We start from the raw sequence: 17,553 nt of genomic DNA on the forward strand, positions 1-17,553 counted from the left end.
GCGCCAGCCGTGTTTACGGAACGATTCGTTCCGTTGCCGAAAGTTCGGACCGGTTCAACGGGCCCGCTGCCCCGCGCGGCCGGCCTGCCGGGCCGTTCGGTACAATGGCCGCAGTCCAGTTTCCGGAACGCCTGCCATGCTGCCCGCGGATACGCCCACGCTGCGCGCCTTCGCGCTGCTCGAACATCTCGTCCAGGCCGGCGATGCCGTGTCGCTCGCCGATCTCGCGCGCGACGTCGATATCCCGAAGGCATCGCTGCACCGGATGCTTGCGTCGCTCGAAGCCGGCGGCCTCGTGATCCGCGAGCCGGGCCGCAAGAACGCGTACGCGATCGGCCCGCGCCTCGCGCGGCTCGGCACCGGCGTGATGCTGCATGCGGGCGCGCGCCGGCTGCGCCACGCGATCCTCGAACGGCTCGTCGCCGATCTCGGCGAAACCTGCAACCTGACCGCGCTGCACGACACGGAAGTCGTCTATCTCGACCGCGTCGAGGCCGACTGGCCACTGCGGCTCGACCTGAAACCCGGCTCGCGCGTGCCCGCACACTGCAGCGCCAGCGGCAAGCTGCTGCTCGCGCTGCTGCCGCGCGACGAACGCGCCGCGCTGGTGCGCGCGCTGGCGCTGCCGCGCTACACCCCGAATACGATCTCGGATCCCGAACTGCTAGAAGCCGAACTCGACCGCACCGCACACAAGGGCGTCGCGATCGACAACGAGGAATTCGTCGCGGGCATCGTGTGTATCGCGGCGCCGATCGTCGGCGACGACGGCACGTGCATCGCCGCGGTCGCCGTGCATGCGCCCGTGTCGCGCGCGCCGCTGTCGCGGCTGCTCGACCACGTGCCGCGCCTGCAGGAAGCGGCCGGCGCGCTCGCTCAAACGTTCTAGTTCCCGCACGGCGTGGCGGCGCGCACGCAACGTCATGACGCGCGCTGGTAGTAGATGTTCTGCGGATGCCGCGCATCCGCGAAGAAGAACCAGCGTTCCGCGACCAGCCCCGCATACTGGATCACGAACGCGGCGCCGAGCGCGACGGCCGCCGCGACCGACGTCGGCGCGAGCGCGCCCGCGCCGGTCAGCGCGAACGGCACCGCGAACGCGCCGATCAGGAAGCCGGCCTTCACTGCCCGCAGCGTGCCGTTGCCTTGCCCGTGAAAGAACTCCCGCGTATTGAACGCGCTGGCCGTGAAGCCGCGCGACTTCTGTTCGACCTTCGCATGGCGGATCCCGGTCGCGCTCTGCACGGTCGACTTCGGCCGCAACCGGGCATTGCGCGCAAGCGACGCGAGCCGTGCCACGCCACCGGCGAGCGTCAGTGCGCACGCGGCCACGGCGAGCCGGCCGACCAGCGCCGGCGCGAGCCACGCGGCGCAAGCCGTCGCCAGCGTGCAGCCCGACGCGCAGCCGAGCAGCACGAAGTTCACGAGCGTCAGCGGGCTCGCCCATTCCTGCAGGAACCGCAGGCACGCGTAGATCATCGCGGTACACACGAACAGCACGACACTTGCGAGCGCGCCCGCAGCGCCGATCAGCAACGTGCCGGGCCAGCCGAACAGATGTGCCGCGCCATACGCGAACGCGCACGCGAGAAACATCGGCAGTGCGATACATTCGCGTGACAGCCACGATGTGCGCCACATCGCGATCGCGCGCCATGCGCGCTCGGGGTGGCCGAGATGGAAGAACGACGCGAACAGGCCGAGCACGCCGAGCACGACCGACAGCGCGGCACCCGTCACGTAGAACGACGCAGCGATATCGACGCCCGCCGCGCGCGCAAGTGCCTCGACGGTCACGAGCGTCAGCAGCAGGCCCTGTGCGGCACCGCACAGCGTGGTGAGAAAAACGACCGAAAAGGCTGGGCGCATGGAAACTCCGTTTTTTCGTATGAATGAAGGGCCTTGCGCTCAGCGCTGCGTCGCGAGCGACACGAGATCGATGTCGCCGCGCGCCGCGCGGGCTTCGAACGACGCGTCCTCGTCACGGCCGTTCGACGCGCTGCCGCACCCGCCGCTACTCCCGCAACCGCACGACGCTTCGGTCTTCACGCGCGGCAGATAATGGTTCGACGGTCGCGTGCCCCATTCGGGCATCAGCGCATAGCCGCCGCGTTCGCGGATCGCACGCGACACGTCGGATTCGGGATCGTGCACATCGCCGAACAGCCGCGCCGACGTCGGGCAGGCGAGCACGCAGGCCGGTTTCCGGTCGCGTTCGGGCAGCGCTTCGTTGTCGATGCGGTCCGCGCACAGCGTGCACTTCGTCATCTCCTTGCGGCCTTCGTCGAGCTCGCGCGCGCCATACGGGCACGCCCACGCGCAGTACTTGCAGCCGATGCACTTGTCGTAGTCGACCAGCACGATCCCGTCCGACTTGCGCTTGTAGCTCGCGCCGGTCGGGCATACCGGCACGCACGGCGGATCCTCGCAGTGCAGGCACGATTTCGGGAAGTGGATCGTGTCGGTCATCGGGAACACGCCCGCTTCGTAGGTCTGCACGCGGTTGAAGAACGTGCCGGACGGATCGTCGTCGTACGGGCGCAGATCGGCGAGACTGCCGGCTTCGCCCGACGTGTTCCATTCCTTGCAGCTCGTTACGCAGGCATGGCAGCCGACGCATACGTTCAGGTCGATGACGAGGGCCATCTGGGTCATGGTTGCGCTCCTTCGATCAGCGGTCGTCAGACTGAGGGCCGGCCGACGTCGCGCGCCGCAGCCGCGCGGCGAATGCGCCGGTTCCCGCGAAATATGCCTGCACGCGCTGCAGCACGCGCGGCGTGCCCGGCAGCGCCGGCATCGGCGCGAACTGCGGCAAGGTCGTGGCCGCATCGGCTTCGGCCGGAAAGATCCGGACCTGCACGTCGTACCAGCCGGCCTGCCCCGTGACCGGATCGGAGTTCGACAGGCGTGCGCCGTCGCGCGCCGCATCCGGCAACTCGTCGGTAATCACGTGGTTCAACAGGAAGCCGCGCTGCGACTCACCCGCTTGCGGCCCGAGGTTCCACGCGCCGGCTGCCTTGCCGATCGCGTTCCAGGTCCAGACGGTGCCGGGCTCGACGGCCTCGCTGTAGCGCGCGCGACAACGCACCTTGCCCCACGGCGATTCGACGTAGATCCACGCGCCGTCGTCGATCTGCTGCGCGGCGGCCGTCACGGGGTTCACGAACAGATGATTCTCGCCGTGGATCTGCCGCAGCCACGCGTTCTGCGAATCCCACGAGTGGTACATCGCCATCGGCCGCTGCGTGATCGCCGCGAGCGGATAGCGGCTCGCATCGGTCAGCCCGCTTTCGAGCGAACGATGCCAGAACGGCAGCGGATCGAAATAGCGTGCGATGCGCTCGCGCAGATGATCGGGCGGCTGGCGTCCCGACGTGCGGCCCTGCGCGGCGAGCCGGAATTTCTGCATCACGTCCGAGTAGAGCTGGATCACGATCGGCACGCCGAACTTGCGCATCCCGTTGTCGACCGCCCACTGCATGTACGGGCCATTGCAGTTGCGCATGTACTGCAGCGGCTCCGGCAACCGGTGGTGGTACACGCAGTTGTTCTCCGCGTAACGCTTCCACTGGTCGGGGTTCGGCTCGCCGACGACGGCCTTGTCGCCGTCCTTGCCGCGCCAGCCGATCAGGAAGCCGGTGCCCGAATCGGGCGCGGTCTGGAAGTTGACGACGAAATCCGGATAGTCGCGGTATTTGCGCTGCCCGTCCGCCGTCGTGAAGGCCGGAAACTTCAGCCGGCTCGCGAGCTCGATCAGCACTTCCTGGAACGGCTTGCATTCGCCGGTCGGCGGCACGACCGGCACGCGTACCGAGTCGACCGGCCCGTCGAATTCGGAGATCGGCCGATCGAGCACCGACATCACGTCATGCCGTTCGAGGTAAGTCGTGTCGGGCAGGATCAGGTCGGCGAACGCCGTCATTTCAGACGCGAACGCATCGCACACGACGAGGAACGGAATCCGGTATTCGCCGTCGTCGCGCTTGTCGACCAGCATCTTGCGCACTTCCGTCGTGTTCATCGACGAATTCCACGCCATGTTGGCCATGAAGATCAGCAGCGTGTCGATCGGATAGGGATCGCCGCGCCATGCATTGGTAATGACCGAATGCATGAGCCCGTGCACCGCGAGCGGGTATTCCCACGAGAACGCCTTGTCGAGCCGCGCGGGCGTGCCGTCCGGATGGACGAACAGGTCCTCGGGGCCAGCGGGCCAGCCGAGCGGGCCCGTGGCAAGCGGCGTGTTCGGCCTGATCTGCGCCGGGTCGTTCGGCGGTTTCGCCGACGGTGGCACCGCGCGCGGATACGGCGCCTTGTGCCGGAAGCCGCCCGGCCGGTCGATCGTGCCGAGCAGCGACATCAGCACGGCGAGCGCGCGAATCGTCTGGAAGCCGTTCGAATGCGCGGCGAGCCCGCGCATCGCATGGAACGCGATCGGCACGCCCTTCACCGACGCGTGCTCCTTGCCCCACGAATCGGTCCAGCGCACCGGCAGCTCGATCGCGTGCTCGCGCGCGACCGTCTCCATCTCGCGCGCGAGGCGGCGGATCGTGTCGGCCGCGATGCCGGTGATGTCGGCCGCCCATTCGGGCGTGCACTCGGCCACCTGTTCGCGCAGCAGCGTGAACGACGGCGCGACGGGCGTGCCGTCGTCGAGCGTATAGCGGCCGTCGAGCGCCGGCTCCGCGCCTTCCGTGTGATGCAGCACCGCGCGGTTCGTCTTCGTGTCCCACCACATCCGGTTCTGCGGATACAGCGCGTTGACCTCCGGCGCGCCGGCGTCGCGCACGAACAGCCCGAACGTGTCGGCGCCGTCGCGCTGGTCGACCAGCTCGGCCGCATTCGTGAAGCGCGACACGAATTCGAGGTCGAACGCGTTGCGCGCGATCAGTTCGTGCATCAACGCCATGAACAGCGCACCATCGGTGCCGGGACGAATCGGAATCCATTCATCGGCGATTGCCGCGTAGCCGGTGCGCACCGGATTGATCGCGATGAAGCGGCCGCCCGCGCGCTTGAACTTGCCGAGCGCGATCTTCAGCGGATTCGAATGGTGGTCTTCCGCGGTGCCGATCATGAAGAACAGCTTCGCGTGGTCGAGATCGGGGCCGCCGAATTCCCAGAACGAGCCGCCGATCGTGTAGATCATCCCGGCCGCCATGTTCGCCGAGCAGAATCCGCCATGCGCCGCATAGTTCGGCGTACCAAACTGTTTCGCGAACAGGCCGGTGAGCGCCTGCATCTGGTCGCGGCCGGTAAACAGCGCGAATCGCTTCGGGTCGGTAGCGCGCAGGTGCCCGAGGCGCTTTTCGAGCACGTCGAACGCGACGTCCCACGACACCGGCTCGAACTGCGCGTCGCCGCGCTCGGCGCCCGGCTTGCGCATCAGCGGCTGCGTGAGCCGCGCGGGCGAATACTGCTTCATGATGCCCGACGAACCTTTTGCGCAGATGACGCCCTGGTTCAGCGGATGCGCGGGATTCCCGTCGATATAGCGCACCTCGCCGTCGCGCAGGTGCACGCGGATGCCGCAGCGGCATGCGCACATGTAGCACGTCGTCGTCTTGATCTCGGCCTGCTCGTCGCGCTCGCGTGCCCGATGTTCCATCGTCTGTCCTCGTTCGCGAATGAGGGCGCGCCCTGCCGGGGCGCACCCGTGAATCGGTCATTCATGCTATGCCGGCACACGGCCGACATAAAGTCGCATCCTCTGATCGGTGCTATCGGCCGGCCCGATAGTTGCGCCAGCAATCCATCGGATCGGGCCGGCAGCCGCATGCGCGAAGGCCCGGCTTGCATGCCGGGCCTTCGGCGTCATGCGTGGCCGCGCATTACCGCGGCGGATAGGCGAGCAGTTCGCTGTCGTCGAGATGCTCGCGGCGGCTGCGGCGCGTCAGCCCGTAGGCGACGACCAGCACACCGAGGCTGGCGACGCCGAGCCACAGCGGCTTGCGCTGGTCGGGGATGAACGCCATCGCGACGAGGATGCCGACCATGCCGATGATCGCGACCCAGGTCAGGTACGGGTACGCCCACATCCTGACGCGCAGCTTGCTGGCGGCCACCGGGTCGAGACGCTTGCGCAGGCGCAGCTGCGAGAACGCGATCAGCACGTACACGAACAGCGCGACGGTGCCGTACGAATTGACGAGGAACGCGAACACGGTATCGGGCGACACGTACGACATCACCACCGACACGTAGCCGAACACCGTGCCGAGCAGGATCGCGCGCACCGGCACGCCGCGCTTGTTGACCTTCGCGAGCGCGGCCGGCGCGTCGCCGTGGCGGGTCAGCGCGAACAGCATCCGCGACGCCGCATAGAGGCCCGAGTTGAGCGCGGACAGCACCGCCGTCAGCACGATCGCGTTCATCACGTTGGCCGCGGCCGGCAGGCCCATCACTTCGAGTGCGCTCACGTACGGCGTGGCCATCTGATGCGAATTCCACGGTACCAGCGCGACGACGAGCGCGACCGAGCCGACGTAGAACACCAGCACGCGCGTGATCACCGAATTGGTGGCCTTCGCAACCGCTTTCGCCGGCTCCTTGGCCTCGGCCGCCGCGATCGTAACGATTTCAGCGCCGAAGTAGAACCCGGTGGCCGCGACCGCCCCGCTCATCACCGGCCCGATGCCGAGCGGCATGAAGCCGCCGTGGCCGAGCAGCGTCGGCAGCACGGCCGTCGTGTGCATCGACGCGGGCCACAGGCCGAGCACGTAGAGGCCGCCGAGGAACAGGAACACGATGATCGCGCCGACCTTGATCGACGAGAACCAGAATTCGAATTCGCCGTAGCTGCCGACCGAGATCAGGTTCGTGAGCGTCAGCACGACCAGCAGCGCCAGGCTGATGATCCACGCCGGTGTATCCGGCAGCCAGAACTGGATCAGCTTGGCGCCGGCCACCGCTTCGAGCGCGACGACGATCACCCAGAAATACCAGTACATCCAGCCGGTCAGGAAGCCCGCCATCTTGCCGGGCCCACGCCAGTTGCCGAACGCGAGCCGTGCGTATTCGTAGAACGAACCGACGGCCGGCATCGCGCAGGCCATCTCGCCGAGCATCCGCATCACGAGCACGACGAGCCCGCCCGTGATCAGGAACGACAGGATCGCGGCCGGCCCGGTCTGCTGAATCACCACACCGCTGCCGACGAACAGCCCGGCACCGATCACGCCGCCAAGCGCGATCATCGTCATGTGGCGCTGCTTGAGCCCACACTTCAGGTCACTCTGGTTCGAGGGTTGCATGTCTTCTCCATATCCAGTTGTCCGGACGCCGCCCGCTTGCCACCGTCGGGTGAGCGCGGGCGCCGCCGGCGACGGCGCGTGCAGGGGCGCCTGCAGCCCCGGCCGCACGGATTTCTGTTGCTTTTATTGTGTTGGACAGCCCGGCGCGGGTTACGTCACGCCCGGCGATGAGCACTGCGTTCAGGGCTTTTCGTCATTCCTGAAGTACGACAGGTAGAGCATCCGCTGCCCGATGCGCCGGAACGGCGCGAACGGGTGGCCAGGCAGCGGCGACGTGAAGATCGGCAGCGTCTGGCGTGCGCCCTTCCCCGCGATCTGCTCGGCCAGCCTGCGGCCGGCCTGCTGCGAGTACGACACGCCGTTGCCGCCGTAGCCGAGCGCGTAGTACACCGACTGCCGCGGGTCGGGCTGGCACACGCGCGGCATCATGTCGTGGCTGACGTCGACCCAGCCCCACCATGAATAATCGATCTCCACGCCGCGCAGCGCGGGAAACTTGCGCGCCATCCCTTCCTTCAGCAATTCCAGATGACGCGGGTTCGGCGCATCGTCGCCGGTGATCGCGCTGCGACTGCCGATCTGCAGACGGCGATCGGGCAGGAACCGGTAGTAAAAGCGCAGCGTACGCGTGTCGGTCAGCACCTGCGTCGTGCGGAAATTGCACGCGTCGATCTCCGCGTCGGTGAGCGGGCGCGTGACCATCGAGTTCGACAGGATCGGCATCACCTTGCTGCGCAGCGACGGATGCAGCGTTTGCGCGGTGTACGCGCCGGTCGCGATGCCGACCGCGCGGGCCCGCACGACGCCGCCGGGCGTGCGCAGGTGATGCACGCCGTCGATCGTCTCGAAGCCGAGCACAGGGCTGCTCGTATGCACCTTCGCGCCGGCTTCGCGCGCGAGGCGCAGGTAGCCGAACGCGAGCTTCAGCGCATGGATGCCGATGCCTTCCGGCTCGTGCAGCGCGCCGGCCGCCTCGTGGTCGTTGATGAATTCGCGGCGGAAGGTTTCCGCGCTCAGCAGCTCCGACGGATAGCCGAACACGTCCTTCCACACCTTCGCCTCGGCCGCGAGCTTCGCCATGATGCGCGGACGGTGCGCGATCAGGAAATGGCCGCCCGGCTGCGGGTCGCAGTCGATTTCCGACACGAGCGACTTGAAGTGCTCGAAGCCTTCGAGGATCTCGTCATGCATCTTCAGCGCGACGTCCTTGCCCCAGCGCTCGATCCACTGCGAGCGCGACAGCCGGCCCGACGCGTTCTGCCCCTGCCCGCCGTTGCGGCTGCTGCAGCCCCAGCTCGTGCGGTTGGCTTCGAGCACGACGGCCTTGATGCCGTGGTCCCGCGCGAGGCACAGCGCGGTCGCGAGGCCCGTATAGCCGGCGCCGATGATCGCGACGTCGACATCGAGATCGCGCGTGACGGGGCCGTCGTCGGGCGGCGGGGTGCCGGCCGTCGCGACCCAGTAGGTCGGCGCGTACTGCTTGCCGCACCCGGGCCCCGGCGACACGAGCGGATCGTAGGTCGGGTCGTAACGCGTATCGTTCGGCCGGCCGCCGGCGTAGGCGCTCGCGGTGCGTTCGATGGATGAGGTCGACATGGTCATACCTCCGACGCTGGCGTGCCCGCCGCGCCGCAACGGGCGCACGAGGCGATTCGACTGACTGATGCGGGGCGCGCGCTCGCCGCACGGGCGAATGCTGCCGACTGCGTGTTGGTCATGCCTGTCTCCTGATCGTTCTCTTCGGGTCGATCGTGTGCAGATGCTTCAATGCGGCGATCTGTCGAGGAAAGTGTAGGCAGGCCGATTTTTCACAGGTAGGGCCAGTGGACCGGATTCGCTTGGACCAGCGCGCGGGCGGCCGAGTGGCGGACAACAGCGGGCGACCGGCGGTGGGCGACGATCGGCTGCGATCGCGGCGCGGGCGCGGCACCGCGAGGCAACCGGGACGCCGAACGGCGCGCCGCATCGGACAACCGGCTGACCGGCTGACGGCAACGGTCAGCGGCACGGACGCGGCACCGACCGACGACCGCGCCGCCGATACGACCCCGCGCCGCACCCCACCCCATCCACCCTGCCAGCCATCACATCGCGCGCGCCGCGACGCCGGCCACGCCGCCGCGCTTCTCGATCGCCCGCGCGGACACGATCGACAGGAGTGCAGACAACATCACGTAAACCCCGACGAGCCACGGCGCCCCGCCGTTCACGCGCAGCAACGCGGTCGCGACGATCGGCGTCAGGCCGCTCGCGAAGATGCCCGACACCTGGTAGACGAACGAGATACCCGTATAACGCACGTTCGCGTCGAACAGCTCCGCGAACAGCGCGGCTTCGGGCCCGTAGGCCATCGCGTAGAAGATCCCGAACGGGATCACCAGCGCGAGCCACACGGCGAGCAGGTTCGTCGATTGCGTCTGCAGCAGCCAGAATGCGGGCAGCACCGACAGCCCGCACAGGGTCGCGCCCCACCGGTACACACGCGCGCGGCCGAGCCGGTCCGACAGGCTGCCGAACACGGGGATGAACACGCACATCACGACCGCCGCGCTCATCACGCCGAGCAGTGCGTCGCCGCGCGAGATCGACAGGTTGCGCGTCATGTAGCCGATCGAAAACACCGCGAACACGTTGAAGAACACGCCGTCGACATACCGCGCGCCCATCCCGAGCAGGATCGCCTGCCGATAATTTCCAAGCAGTTCGACGATCGGCAGCTTCGTATCACGCCGCTGGCGCTTGAGCGCGACGAATTCGGGCGTATCGGCCACGCGCATGCGGATGTAGAAGCCGACCGCGACGAGCAGCAGCGATGCCGCGAACGCGACGCGCCAGCCCCACGCGAGGAACGCGGCGTCCGGCAACGCACGCGACAGCGCCGCGACCACACCGGCCGCGAGACACAGCCCGATCGCGAGCCCGATCTGCGGCAGGCTCGCATACAGCCCGCGCCGGTGCGGCGGCGCGTACTCGTAGGCCATCAGCACCGCGCCGCCCCACTCGCCGCCCAGGCCGATGCCCTGCAGCACGCGCAGCGTCAGCAGCAGCACCGGCGCCCACATGCCGATCTGCGCGTAGGTCGGCAGGAACGCGACGCCGGCCGTCGACACACCCATGATCAGCATCGTCAGGATCAGCGCGGACTTGCGCCCGACGCGGTCGCCGAGATGGCCGAACAGCAGGCCGCCGAGCGGCCGCGTGACGAAGCCGACCGCGAACGTCGCATACGCGAGCATCGTCGACACGAACGCGTCGCCGGCCGGAAAGTACTGTTTGTCGAACACGATGCCGGCGACCACGCCGTACAGGAAAAAGTCGTACCACTCGACGGTCGCGCCGATCACGCTGGCTGCGGCCACGCGTCGGACGACCCGGGAATCGATTGCCATGCGAGCTTCTCCAGGTAAGGATGCGCCGCAACCTGCCCCGGCGCCGTGCCGGCGGGGGCATCGATAAACGCGCGGCGGCCGTCCGGGCGCAGGAGCACGGGCCGCGCGGGTGGATGAGCGGCGATGCCTTACGCGAGCGCCTCGGCGGCCGGTGCAGCGCTGCGGCCGCGATCGGCCGCGCGTGCATCCTCGAGGATCATGTCGGACGCCTTCTCGGCGACCATCACGATCGGCACGTTGGTATTGCCCGATACGAGGGTCGGCATGATCGAGCAGTCGACCACGCGCAACCCGCGCGTGCCGTACACGCGCAGCCGCTCGTCGACGACCGCGAGCGGATCGCTCGCGACGCCCATTTTCGCGGTGCCGGATGGATGGAAGATCGTCTGCCCGTATTCGCGGCAGAACTCGAGCAGTTCGTCGTCCGTCTGCGCGTCCGCGCCCGGCCGCACCTCGCGCTTCATCAGCGGCGCCATCGGCTCGGCCGCCGCGACGCGCCGCGCGAAGCGCACGCCGGCCACCGTCGTGCGGCGGTCGCGCTCGGTGTCGAGATAGTTCGGCTGGATCGACGGCGCGTCGCGCGCATCGTCGGTGCGGATTCGCACGGTGCCGCGCGATTCGGGCCGCAGCTGGCAGATCGAATACGTGCAGCCGGGAAACGCATGCACGCTGCCGCCCGCCGAATCAGCCGACAGCGTCGAGAAATGGAACTGGATGTCGGGCGTCGCCGATTCGTCCGGCAGCGCACGGCAGAACATGCCGCCCTGGTTGATGCCGATCGCGAGCGGGCCGCCGCGGAACAGCGCCCATTGCAGCCCCATCTTTGCGCGGCCGACCCACGAATGCAGTTCGTCGTTGGTCGTGATCGGCTTCGTTACTTCGTAGATCAGACGAATCTGCAGATGATCCTGCAGGTTCTCGCCAACGCCCGCGCGATCGGCGACGACCGGAATCCCGTGGCGGTTCAGCAGCGCGGCCGGCCCGACGCCCGACACCTGCAGCAGTTGCGGCGATTGCAGCGCGCCGGCCGCGAGGATCACCTCGCGCAACGCACGCACCTCGCGAACCTTGCCATGCTGGACATAGCGCACGCCGGACGCCTGCGCGCCGTCAAACAGCACCTTCAGCGCCTGCGCATCGGTTTCGACATGCAGGTTCGGCCGCCCGCGCGCGGGCTTCAGGTAGGCCACAGCCGTCGAGCAGCGCAGTCCGTTGCGCGTGGTGAGCTGGTAATAGCCGACGCCTTCCTGGTCGCCCGTGTTGAAATCGTCGACCGTGCGCACGCCGAGCCGGTTCGATGCGGCGACGAACGCGTCGACGAGTTCGTGCCGCTGCCGGATCACGGACGCCCAAAGCGGGCCGCCGGTGCCGCGTGTCGGCCCCTCTCCGAGCGTGTTGTGTTCGAGCTTGCGGAAATACGGCAAGCACTCGCGCCAGCTCCAGCCGCGATTGCCGAGCGCGGCCCAGTGGTCGTAGTCCTGCTGCTGCCCGCGCACGTAGATCAGCCCGTTGATCGAGCTGCAGCCGCCGAGCGTGCGGCCGCGCGGCCAGTACAGGCGGCGGTTGTGCATGTTCGGATCGGGATCGGTGTAGAAGCCCCAGTTGTACACGGGGTGGAACATCGTCTTGCCGTAGCCGATCGGCACGTGGATCCACATGTAGTTGTCGGCGGGGCCTGCTTCCAGCAGGCACACCGTATGGCGGCCGCCGTCGGACAGCCGGTTGGCGAGGACGCAACCGGCCGATCCCGCGCCAACCACCACATAGTCGAAGCTGCGTGTCATACGTGTCTCCGTCCCGGGGTATTGGAAAAATCCGGTATGTTTTGTCCAAATTTATTGAGCACACGGAACGCATACAAGCCGATTTATTGTCCACGGCGCGAATGTGGTACAAAAACCGTTCAATTCGTTTCATTTCCATCGCACACCATCCCGGGACGCACGCCGATCCCCACGGAGGAGACACATGCGCGAAACCGCCCCCGCGCCGCCCGATGGCGCGCTCGCCGACGACGCGCGCGTCCTGCGCGCCCTCGCCGTGCTCGAAGCGCTCGCGTCGGCCGGGCAGCCGTACACGCTGTCGCAGCTCGCCGCGCGGCTGCGCATTCCAAAGGCGACGCTGCTGCGCCTGATCGAGTCGCTCGAAACGCGCGGCTACGTGATCCACATGCCCGACTCGCGCGGCCACGACCGCGGCATCGCGCTCGGCCCGCGCGCCGCGCAGTTCGCGCTCGCGGCGCTGTCGAACAACACCTTCACGCGCGGCTGCCGCTCGGTGCTGCGTGCGCTCGTCGACGTGCTCGGCGAAACCTGCAACCTCACCGCGCTCGATGGCGACACGGTGCTGTATGTGGAACGCGTCGAGACGACCGAGCCGCTGCGGCTCGAGATGCGGCCCGGCATGCGCGTGCCGCTGCATTGCACGGCGAGCGGCAAGCTGTTCCTGTCGCAGATGAATGCGCTGGAGCGCAACGCGATGCTCGCGCGGCTCACGCTGAAGAAGATGACCTACCGGACGCTGACCGACGCGCAGTTGCTCGCGGCCGAGCTTGACCGGCTCGCGGCGCGCGGCGTCGGGATCGACAACGAGGAATTCGTGCGCGGAATGGTGGCAGTTGCAGTGCCGGTGAAGGACGCCGCAAGCGGTCGCGTGCTCGCGGCGCTCGCCGTGCATGCGCCGACCGCGCGCGCGACGCTCAACGATTTGCTGGAGAACGTGCCGAAGATGCGGGAGGCGGCTACGCGGCTCGCGCCGCTGTTGCATGCGAGCGATGGCGCGCCGCCAGGTTGACGAGGCTGTGCGCGGTCACGCGGTCACGCGGTCACGCGGTCACGCGGTCACGCAAGGTGATAACGCAGCCAGAAGGTTTCACGGCATGCGTTGTCGAACGTCATCCGCGTCGGGCCGATCGGTTGCGCATCGGGATGGCGGAGCACGTCGTAGTCGATCCAGCATTCGGCGCACAGCAGATCGGACGGCGCGCGGTCCTGCTCGACCGAGCGGCGCACGATCGCGCCGTTGTCGAAGCGGTATTCGGTTTCGTCGCGCGTGACCTCGACATCGTCGTCGGTCCAGCGCTCGTGCGACGTTGCATGCGACACGATCGACACCGGGCCCGCGAGCCCGTGGATCGCGGCGATATAGGAAATGAGCTTGTCCATGGCGAGGCGGCAGCGAATCGGATGGCCGCATCGCGCAACGCATGCCGCGCGATACGGCCCGAGCGGCGAGTATAGCCGCGCGCCGAAGACCTTGCCGCCGGCGGGGTTTCGCGCGCTACGCCTCCAGCGCGAGCACCGCGAACGTCGCGAGCCAGTGCTCGCCCATGTAGTCGCCGGCCACGTGCGCGAGCGCGCTCGCGAGATGCCGGTCGGCCGCATCGAGCAGCTTCGCGCGTCGCGCATCGCCTTCCGGCAGCGCGCCGGCGAGCGAACGCTGGCACCACGCGCGGCTCAGGTTCAGCCCGTCGAGGTGCGCGATCTTGCCGTCGCTGCGATCGCTGACCGTTGCCGGCTCGAACAGCGTCGCCGGCTCGCCGCGCGCAAGATCGGGCAGGAAACGCGCGAACCAGCCGTCGAATTCGGCGGCCGGCAACACGCGCCGCATCAGCTCGGCTTCCATCAGCGCCGGCGACAGGAATTCGTCGCCCGACGGCTCCCACGCCTGGCAGGCGACGTCGTTCAGGTGCCAGCGCTTCGCGGTATCGACGATCAGCGCCGCAAGCCCGTCGCGCTGCGTGTCGCGCGCGAAGTCGAGTGCGAGCGCCAGCGCGAACGCGGTGTTGAAGTGCGTGCCGACGCGCAGCGGATAGGTCGCTTTCGGCAGGAAGGTTTCGAAGCGCGCCACGAACAGGTCGGTGAGCGGCGCCATCGTCTTTGCCCAGCGCGCGGCCTGCGGCAGCGCGCCCTTCAGCGCGAGCCGCTCGAGCTGCGCGGCGAGCGCGAGCAGCCACGCCCAGCCGTACGGCCGCTCGAAGCCGGCGTTGTGCGGCAGCGCGAGATACGCGCGCTCGCCGGCGACGTTCGCATCGGTGAAGTGCGCATCGACGATCGCGATGATTCGCTCGGCCTCGGGCAAGGCCCGATAGCGTTCGAGCACGCGCAGCACGAGCCAGTAGCCGTGCACGCACGAGTGCCAGTCGTAGCTGCCGTAGAAGATCGGGTGCAGCGCGCGCGGCGCCTGCACGTCGTGCGGCCCTTCGAGCGAATGCGTGAGCTTGTTCGGGTATTCGCGGGTCAGGTGCGCGAGTGCGAGCGACGCGAATGTCGAGGCGAGTTCGGGTGTGAGTCGGTCGGTCATGAGCATCTCGTCCATCGGGTCAGAAGCGGAGTCACAAGCGGACTCAGAAGCGGAAAGCGAACGCGTACATCAGCAGCGTGTTCACGGCCAGCAGCAGCACGGCCGTCGGCCATTGCGCCTTGATCACACCGTTCTTGTCCTTCAGCTCGAGCAGCGCCGCCGGCACGATGTTGAAGTTCGCGGCCATCGGCGTCATCAGCGTACCGCAGAAGCCGCTCAGCATCCCGATCGCGCCGACGATCGCCGGGTTGCCGTGAAACTGGTGGACGATCAGAGGCAGGCCGATGCCGGCCGTCATCACCGGGAACGCAGCGAAGCCGTTGCCCATGATCATCGTGAACAGCGCCATGCCGACCGTGTAGGCCGCGACCACCGCGAACGGCGAATCGATCGGCACCCACTCCTTCACGAGCCCCGACACCACGCCGCCGACGCCCGCGACCGCGAACAGCGCGCCGAGCGCCGCGAGCATCTGCGGCAGGATCGCGGCCCAGCCGACCGCGTCCATCGTGTGGCGAGCCTCCTTCACCGCATGCACCGGCGAATCGCGCAGCATCGCGAGCGCGACGGCGAACGCGACGAGCGTGCCGAGCACGAGCGAGATCAGCGTCACGCTCTTCTGGTCGACGAACGGCACGTGCTTCAGCGCGAAGGTGCCGATCAGCGTGACGACCGGAATCAGCAGCGCGGGCAGGAACAGCTTGTTGCCGAAACGCTGTGCGAGCGTCTCGCGTCGCATGGCCGCGGCCTCCCCGGCTTCGTCGGACTTGCCGCGCCCGAGCTTGCCCGAGCCGGCAATGACCGCGAGCGCGATCGCGAGGCAGCCCGTCACGAAATGCGGCAGCAGCGCACCGAACAGGAAGGTGAGCGCGTAGATCGCCCAGAACGCGAAATTGACGACGCGGCGCGGGTTCGTGCGATCGGTCAGGTTGAAGCATGCAAATGCGGCGAACATCAGCCCCGCGAGCGTGTACAGCGATTCGAGGCCGATCATCGCGCGCCCTCCTGCGCCAGCAGGCCGCAGCCGCGCGCCAGCCGGCGGTCGAGCAGCGCGAGGCGCGCGCAGTGGATCAGCAGCGCGGCGATCGCGGTCGGAATCGCCCACACCGACAGGTGCAGCGGCTCGATGGAGATCCCGTTCTGCTCGAGAAAGCCCTTGATCAGCAGGATCGACTGGATCGCGATGAAGATGTCCTCGCCGAAGAACACGGCGACGTTGTCGGCGGCCGACGCGTGTGCGCGGATCTGCTGGCGCACCGACTCCGGTAGCTCGCCGTCCCGGTTGACGGCGGCGGCCTCGGCCATCGGCGCGATCAGCGGCCGCACCATCTGCGCATGGCCGCCGAGCGACGTGAGGCCGAGTGCGGCCGTCACCTGGCGCAGCACGAAGTACAGCATCAGCACGCGGCCCGTGGTGGCCGCCTGCACGCGCGAGATCATCCGCTTCGCCTGCTCCTTGAGCCCGTTGCGCTCGAGCAGCGCGATCACCGGCAGCGTGAGCCAGATCAGCCCCATGTAGCGGTTTTCGGTGAACGCCTTGCCGAACGCGCTGACGATGTCGACGAGATTCAGCCCGCCCGCCAGCCCTGTCGCAAGCCCCGCGATCGTGACCACCAGCAGCGCGTTGAAGCGCAGCGCGAAACCGATCACGACGATCGGCACCCCAATCAGCACCAGCATTGCCCCTCCTTGTGATGGATGCGCGGCGCCGTGAAGGCGCGCCGCCCGCCCGGTTTCGACCGGCTTCAGGCGGAAAAATCTAACACGAGACTTTATCGATAAAAAGTCGACAATTTGAGGCTTCGGGTAAACGTTGAAATCAACGCCACGTTGCGTCGCCCGTGTGTCCGGGGTGTTTCGGCGGGACGATTCGCGGCGGGTGGCGGGTGGCGGGTGGCGGGTGGCGGGTGGCGGGCGGCGGGCGGCGGCAACGCGCGCGCGGCACGCACGATTCCGGCCGGCGTGCCGGGGACGGCCCGCGCCCCGCCGCGCATGGCGGAGCGTCGGTGCGCCGACTACACTGGAAGGCATCGCAACGTTCGGGAGAGCCGCCATGATTGACGTATTCCAGACCATCGGCAGCCGCGCGTTCTCCGCTCATCTGGCGAAGGACGGGATGGTGACGCTGATGGAACAACGCCATGAAGTCGATCGCGTGACGCTCGCGACCGCCTATGCCGCGCTCGTCGAGGAATCGGAGCAGGAAGCCGACCTGCTCGACGCAACGGTCGAAGGGATGATGCGCGCGCTGATCCAGGGGTACGCCCGCAGCCATTGAACGACTGAACGCGCACCGGGCGCGGTGCGCCGGCCTGCTCGCGGCCGGCTCGCCGGTGCCTGCGCGTGCGCCCGTGCCGGGCGCCGCCCTTCCCGCCGTCACGAACGCGTCGGCGACGGATTGCCGCGCGGCCGCATCATCCGGCACATCGCTGTCCGGCCTCCCGGGCGGCAAGAAATGCCACCTGGCCATCGAGGAAAGGGTCGGAACCGACGCAATGCGCAATTTTTTCGATTGCCGCCGCTCGCGCCGCATGACAGCATTCGGGGCGTCGCCAGTCCAAAAGAATTCCGTGCCGTCCGCCCGCCGATGCCGTTCGGCGGCGCCGACC

At 68.2% G+C, this 17,553-nt stretch carries 14 protein-coding genes; 3 read left to right on the forward strand and 11 right to left on the reverse strand.

All coding sequences use genetic code 11. From position 1 onward, the window contains the following. Positions 1–136 precede the first annotated feature (136 nt). Positions 137–889, forward strand: coding sequence for an IclR family transcriptional regulator (locus tag ACT2FV_RS06260; protein WP_124904459.1), 753 nt, complete (start codon positions 137–139; stop codon positions 887–889). A gap of 32 nt (positions 890–921) precedes the next feature. Here ACT2FV_RS06260 and ACT2FV_RS06265 read toward each other — a convergent pair whose 3' ends face one another. The 7 genes from ACT2FV_RS06265 to ACT2FV_RS06295 all read right to left on the reverse strand — a co-directional run bounded on the left by ACT2FV_RS06265 (position 922) and on the right by ACT2FV_RS06295 (position 12,426). Further along, complete coding sequence (locus ACT2FV_RS06265; protein ID WP_124904461.1) at positions 922–1,869, reverse strand: dimethyl sulfoxide reductase anchor subunit family protein; 948 nt, start codon at positions 1,867–1,869, stop codon at positions 922–924. A gap of 39 nt (positions 1,870–1,908) precedes the next feature. Further along, on the reverse strand, positions 1,909–2,655 hold the full coding sequence (locus ACT2FV_RS06270) for a 4Fe-4S dicluster domain-containing protein (protein WP_124904463.1): 747 nt from the start codon (positions 2,653–2,655) through the stop codon (positions 1,909–1,911). Positions 2,656–2,671: 16 nt separating this feature from the next. After that, entirely contained in the window at positions 2,672–5,608 is a 2,937-nt protein-coding gene (locus ACT2FV_RS06275) for a molybdopterin-dependent oxidoreductase (protein ID WP_444503472.1), read from the reverse strand. 223 nt (positions 5,609–5,831) lie between these two features. After that, positions 5,832–7,253, reverse strand: a complete 1,422-nt coding sequence (locus ACT2FV_RS06280; RefSeq protein WP_124904467.1) for an amino acid permease — start codon at positions 7,251–7,253, stop codon at positions 5,832–5,834. A gap of 180 nt (positions 7,254–7,433) precedes the next feature. Next, positions 7,434–8,849 (reverse strand): NAD(P)/FAD-dependent oxidoreductase, encoded by a 1,416-nt coding sequence (locus ACT2FV_RS06285; protein ID WP_444503473.1) that lies wholly within the window; start codon positions 8,847–8,849, stop codon positions 7,434–7,436. Positions 8,850–9,337: 488 nt separating this feature from the next. Further along, on the reverse strand, positions 9,338–10,642 hold the full coding sequence (locus ACT2FV_RS06290) for an MFS transporter (protein WP_444503474.1): 1,305 nt from the start codon (positions 10,640–10,642) through the stop codon (positions 9,338–9,340). Between the two features lie 128 nt (positions 10,643–10,770). Continuing rightward, complete coding sequence (locus tag ACT2FV_RS06295) at positions 10,771–12,426, reverse strand: GMC family oxidoreductase (protein ID WP_444503475.1); 1,656 nt, start codon at positions 12,424–12,426, stop codon at positions 10,771–10,773. A 184-nt stretch (positions 12,427–12,610) separates the two neighbouring features. Here ACT2FV_RS06295 and ACT2FV_RS06300 point away from each other — a divergent pair, with 184 nt between their 5' ends. After that, positions 12,611–13,435 (forward strand): IclR family transcriptional regulator, encoded by an 825-nt coding sequence (locus ACT2FV_RS06300; protein ID WP_059598796.1) that lies wholly within the window; start codon positions 12,611–12,613, stop codon positions 13,433–13,435. A 47-nt stretch (positions 13,436–13,482) separates the two neighbouring features. On the opposite strand, the gene ACT2FV_RS06305 is transcribed toward ACT2FV_RS06300, so the two are convergent. The 4 genes from ACT2FV_RS06305 to ACT2FV_RS06320 all read right to left on the reverse strand — a co-directional run bounded on the left by ACT2FV_RS06305 (position 13,483) and on the right by ACT2FV_RS06320 (position 16,624). After that, the gene (locus ACT2FV_RS06305; protein WP_059598795.1) at positions 13,483–13,806 is read right to left on the reverse strand and encodes a hypothetical protein; all 324 of its coding nucleotides are present in this window, start codon (positions 13,804–13,806) and stop codon (positions 13,483–13,485) included. Between the two features lie 115 nt (positions 13,807–13,921). After that, the gene (locus tag ACT2FV_RS06310; protein ID WP_124628331.1) at positions 13,922–14,944 is read right to left on the reverse strand and encodes a DUF2891 domain-containing protein; all 1,023 of its coding nucleotides are present in this window, start codon (positions 14,942–14,944) and stop codon (positions 13,922–13,924) included. 43 nt (positions 14,945–14,987) lie between these two features. After that, a complete protein-coding gene (locus ACT2FV_RS06315; RefSeq protein WP_444503476.1) occupies positions 14,988–15,938 on the reverse strand; it encodes a DUF979 domain-containing protein in 951 nt (316 codons plus the stop codon). Then, positions 15,935–16,624, reverse strand: a complete 690-nt coding sequence (locus tag ACT2FV_RS06320; RefSeq protein ID WP_226114936.1) for a DUF969 domain-containing protein — start codon at positions 16,622–16,624, stop codon at positions 15,935–15,937. The genes ACT2FV_RS06315 and ACT2FV_RS06320 overlap by 4 nt, the downstream gene beginning before the upstream one ends. Positions 16,625–16,997: 373 nt before the next feature. Between ACT2FV_RS06320 and ACT2FV_RS06325 the strand changes: the two genes are divergently transcribed. Further along, positions 16,998–17,222, forward strand: coding sequence for a hypothetical protein (locus ACT2FV_RS06325; protein WP_039357299.1), 225 nt, complete (start codon positions 16,998–17,000; stop codon positions 17,220–17,222). The last annotated feature ends 331 nt before the right edge of the window (positions 17,223–17,553 follow it).

Origin of the sequence: Burkholderia sp. PR2, assembly GCF_052372875.1 — a bacterium.
Lineage (GTDB): Bacteria > Pseudomonadota > Gammaproteobacteria > Burkholderiales > Burkholderiaceae > Burkholderia > Burkholderia diffusa.

Coding starts and splice junctions, on each gene's coding strand:
- ACT2FV_RS06325 (WP_039357299.1), top strand. CDS start 16,998: ATGATTGACGTATTCCAGACCATCGGCAGCCGCGCGTTCTCCGCTCAT.
- ACT2FV_RS06275 (WP_444503472.1), bottom strand. CDS start 5,608: ATGGAACATCGGGCACGCGAGCGCGACGAGCAGGCCGAGATCAAGACG.
- ACT2FV_RS06295 (WP_444503475.1), bottom strand. CDS start 12,426: ATGACACGCAGCTTCGACTATGTGGTGGTTGGCGCGGGATCGGCCGGT.
- ACT2FV_RS06285 (WP_444503473.1), bottom strand. CDS start 8,849: ATGTCGACCTCATCCATCGAACGCACCGCGAGCGCCTACGCCGGCGGC.
- ACT2FV_RS06315 (WP_444503476.1), bottom strand. CDS start 15,938: ATGATCGGCCTCGAATCGCTGTACACGCTCGCGGGGCTGATGTTCGCC.
- ACT2FV_RS06320 (WP_226114936.1), bottom strand. CDS start 16,624: ATGCTGGTGCTGATTGGGGTGCCGATCGTCGTGATCGGTTTCGCGCTG.
- ACT2FV_RS06305 (WP_059598795.1), bottom strand. CDS start 13,806: ATGGACAAGCTCATTTCCTATATCGCCGCGATCCACGGGCTCGCGGGC.
- ACT2FV_RS06270 (WP_124904463.1), bottom strand. CDS start 2,655: ATGACCCAGATGGCCCTCGTCATCGACCTGAACGTATGCGTCGGCTGC.
- ACT2FV_RS06300 (WP_059598796.1), top strand. CDS start 12,611: ATGCGCGAAACCGCCCCCGCGCCGCCCGATGGCGCGCTCGCCGACGAC.
- ACT2FV_RS06290 (WP_444503474.1), bottom strand. CDS start 10,642: ATGGCAATCGATTCCCGGGTCGTCCGACGCGTGGCCGCAGCCAGCGTG.
- ACT2FV_RS06265 (WP_124904461.1), bottom strand. CDS start 1,869: ATGCGCCCAGCCTTTTCGGTCGTTTTTCTCACCACGCTGTGCGGTGCC.
- ACT2FV_RS06260 (WP_124904459.1), top strand. CDS start 137: ATGCTGCCCGCGGATACGCCCACGCTGCGCGCCTTCGCGCTGCTCGAA.
- ACT2FV_RS06280 (WP_124904467.1), bottom strand. CDS start 7,253: ATGCAACCCTCGAACCAGAGTGACCTGAAGTGTGGGCTCAAGCAGCGC.
- ACT2FV_RS06310 (WP_124628331.1), bottom strand. CDS start 14,944: ATGACCGACCGACTCACACCCGAACTCGCCTCGACATTCGCGTCGCTC.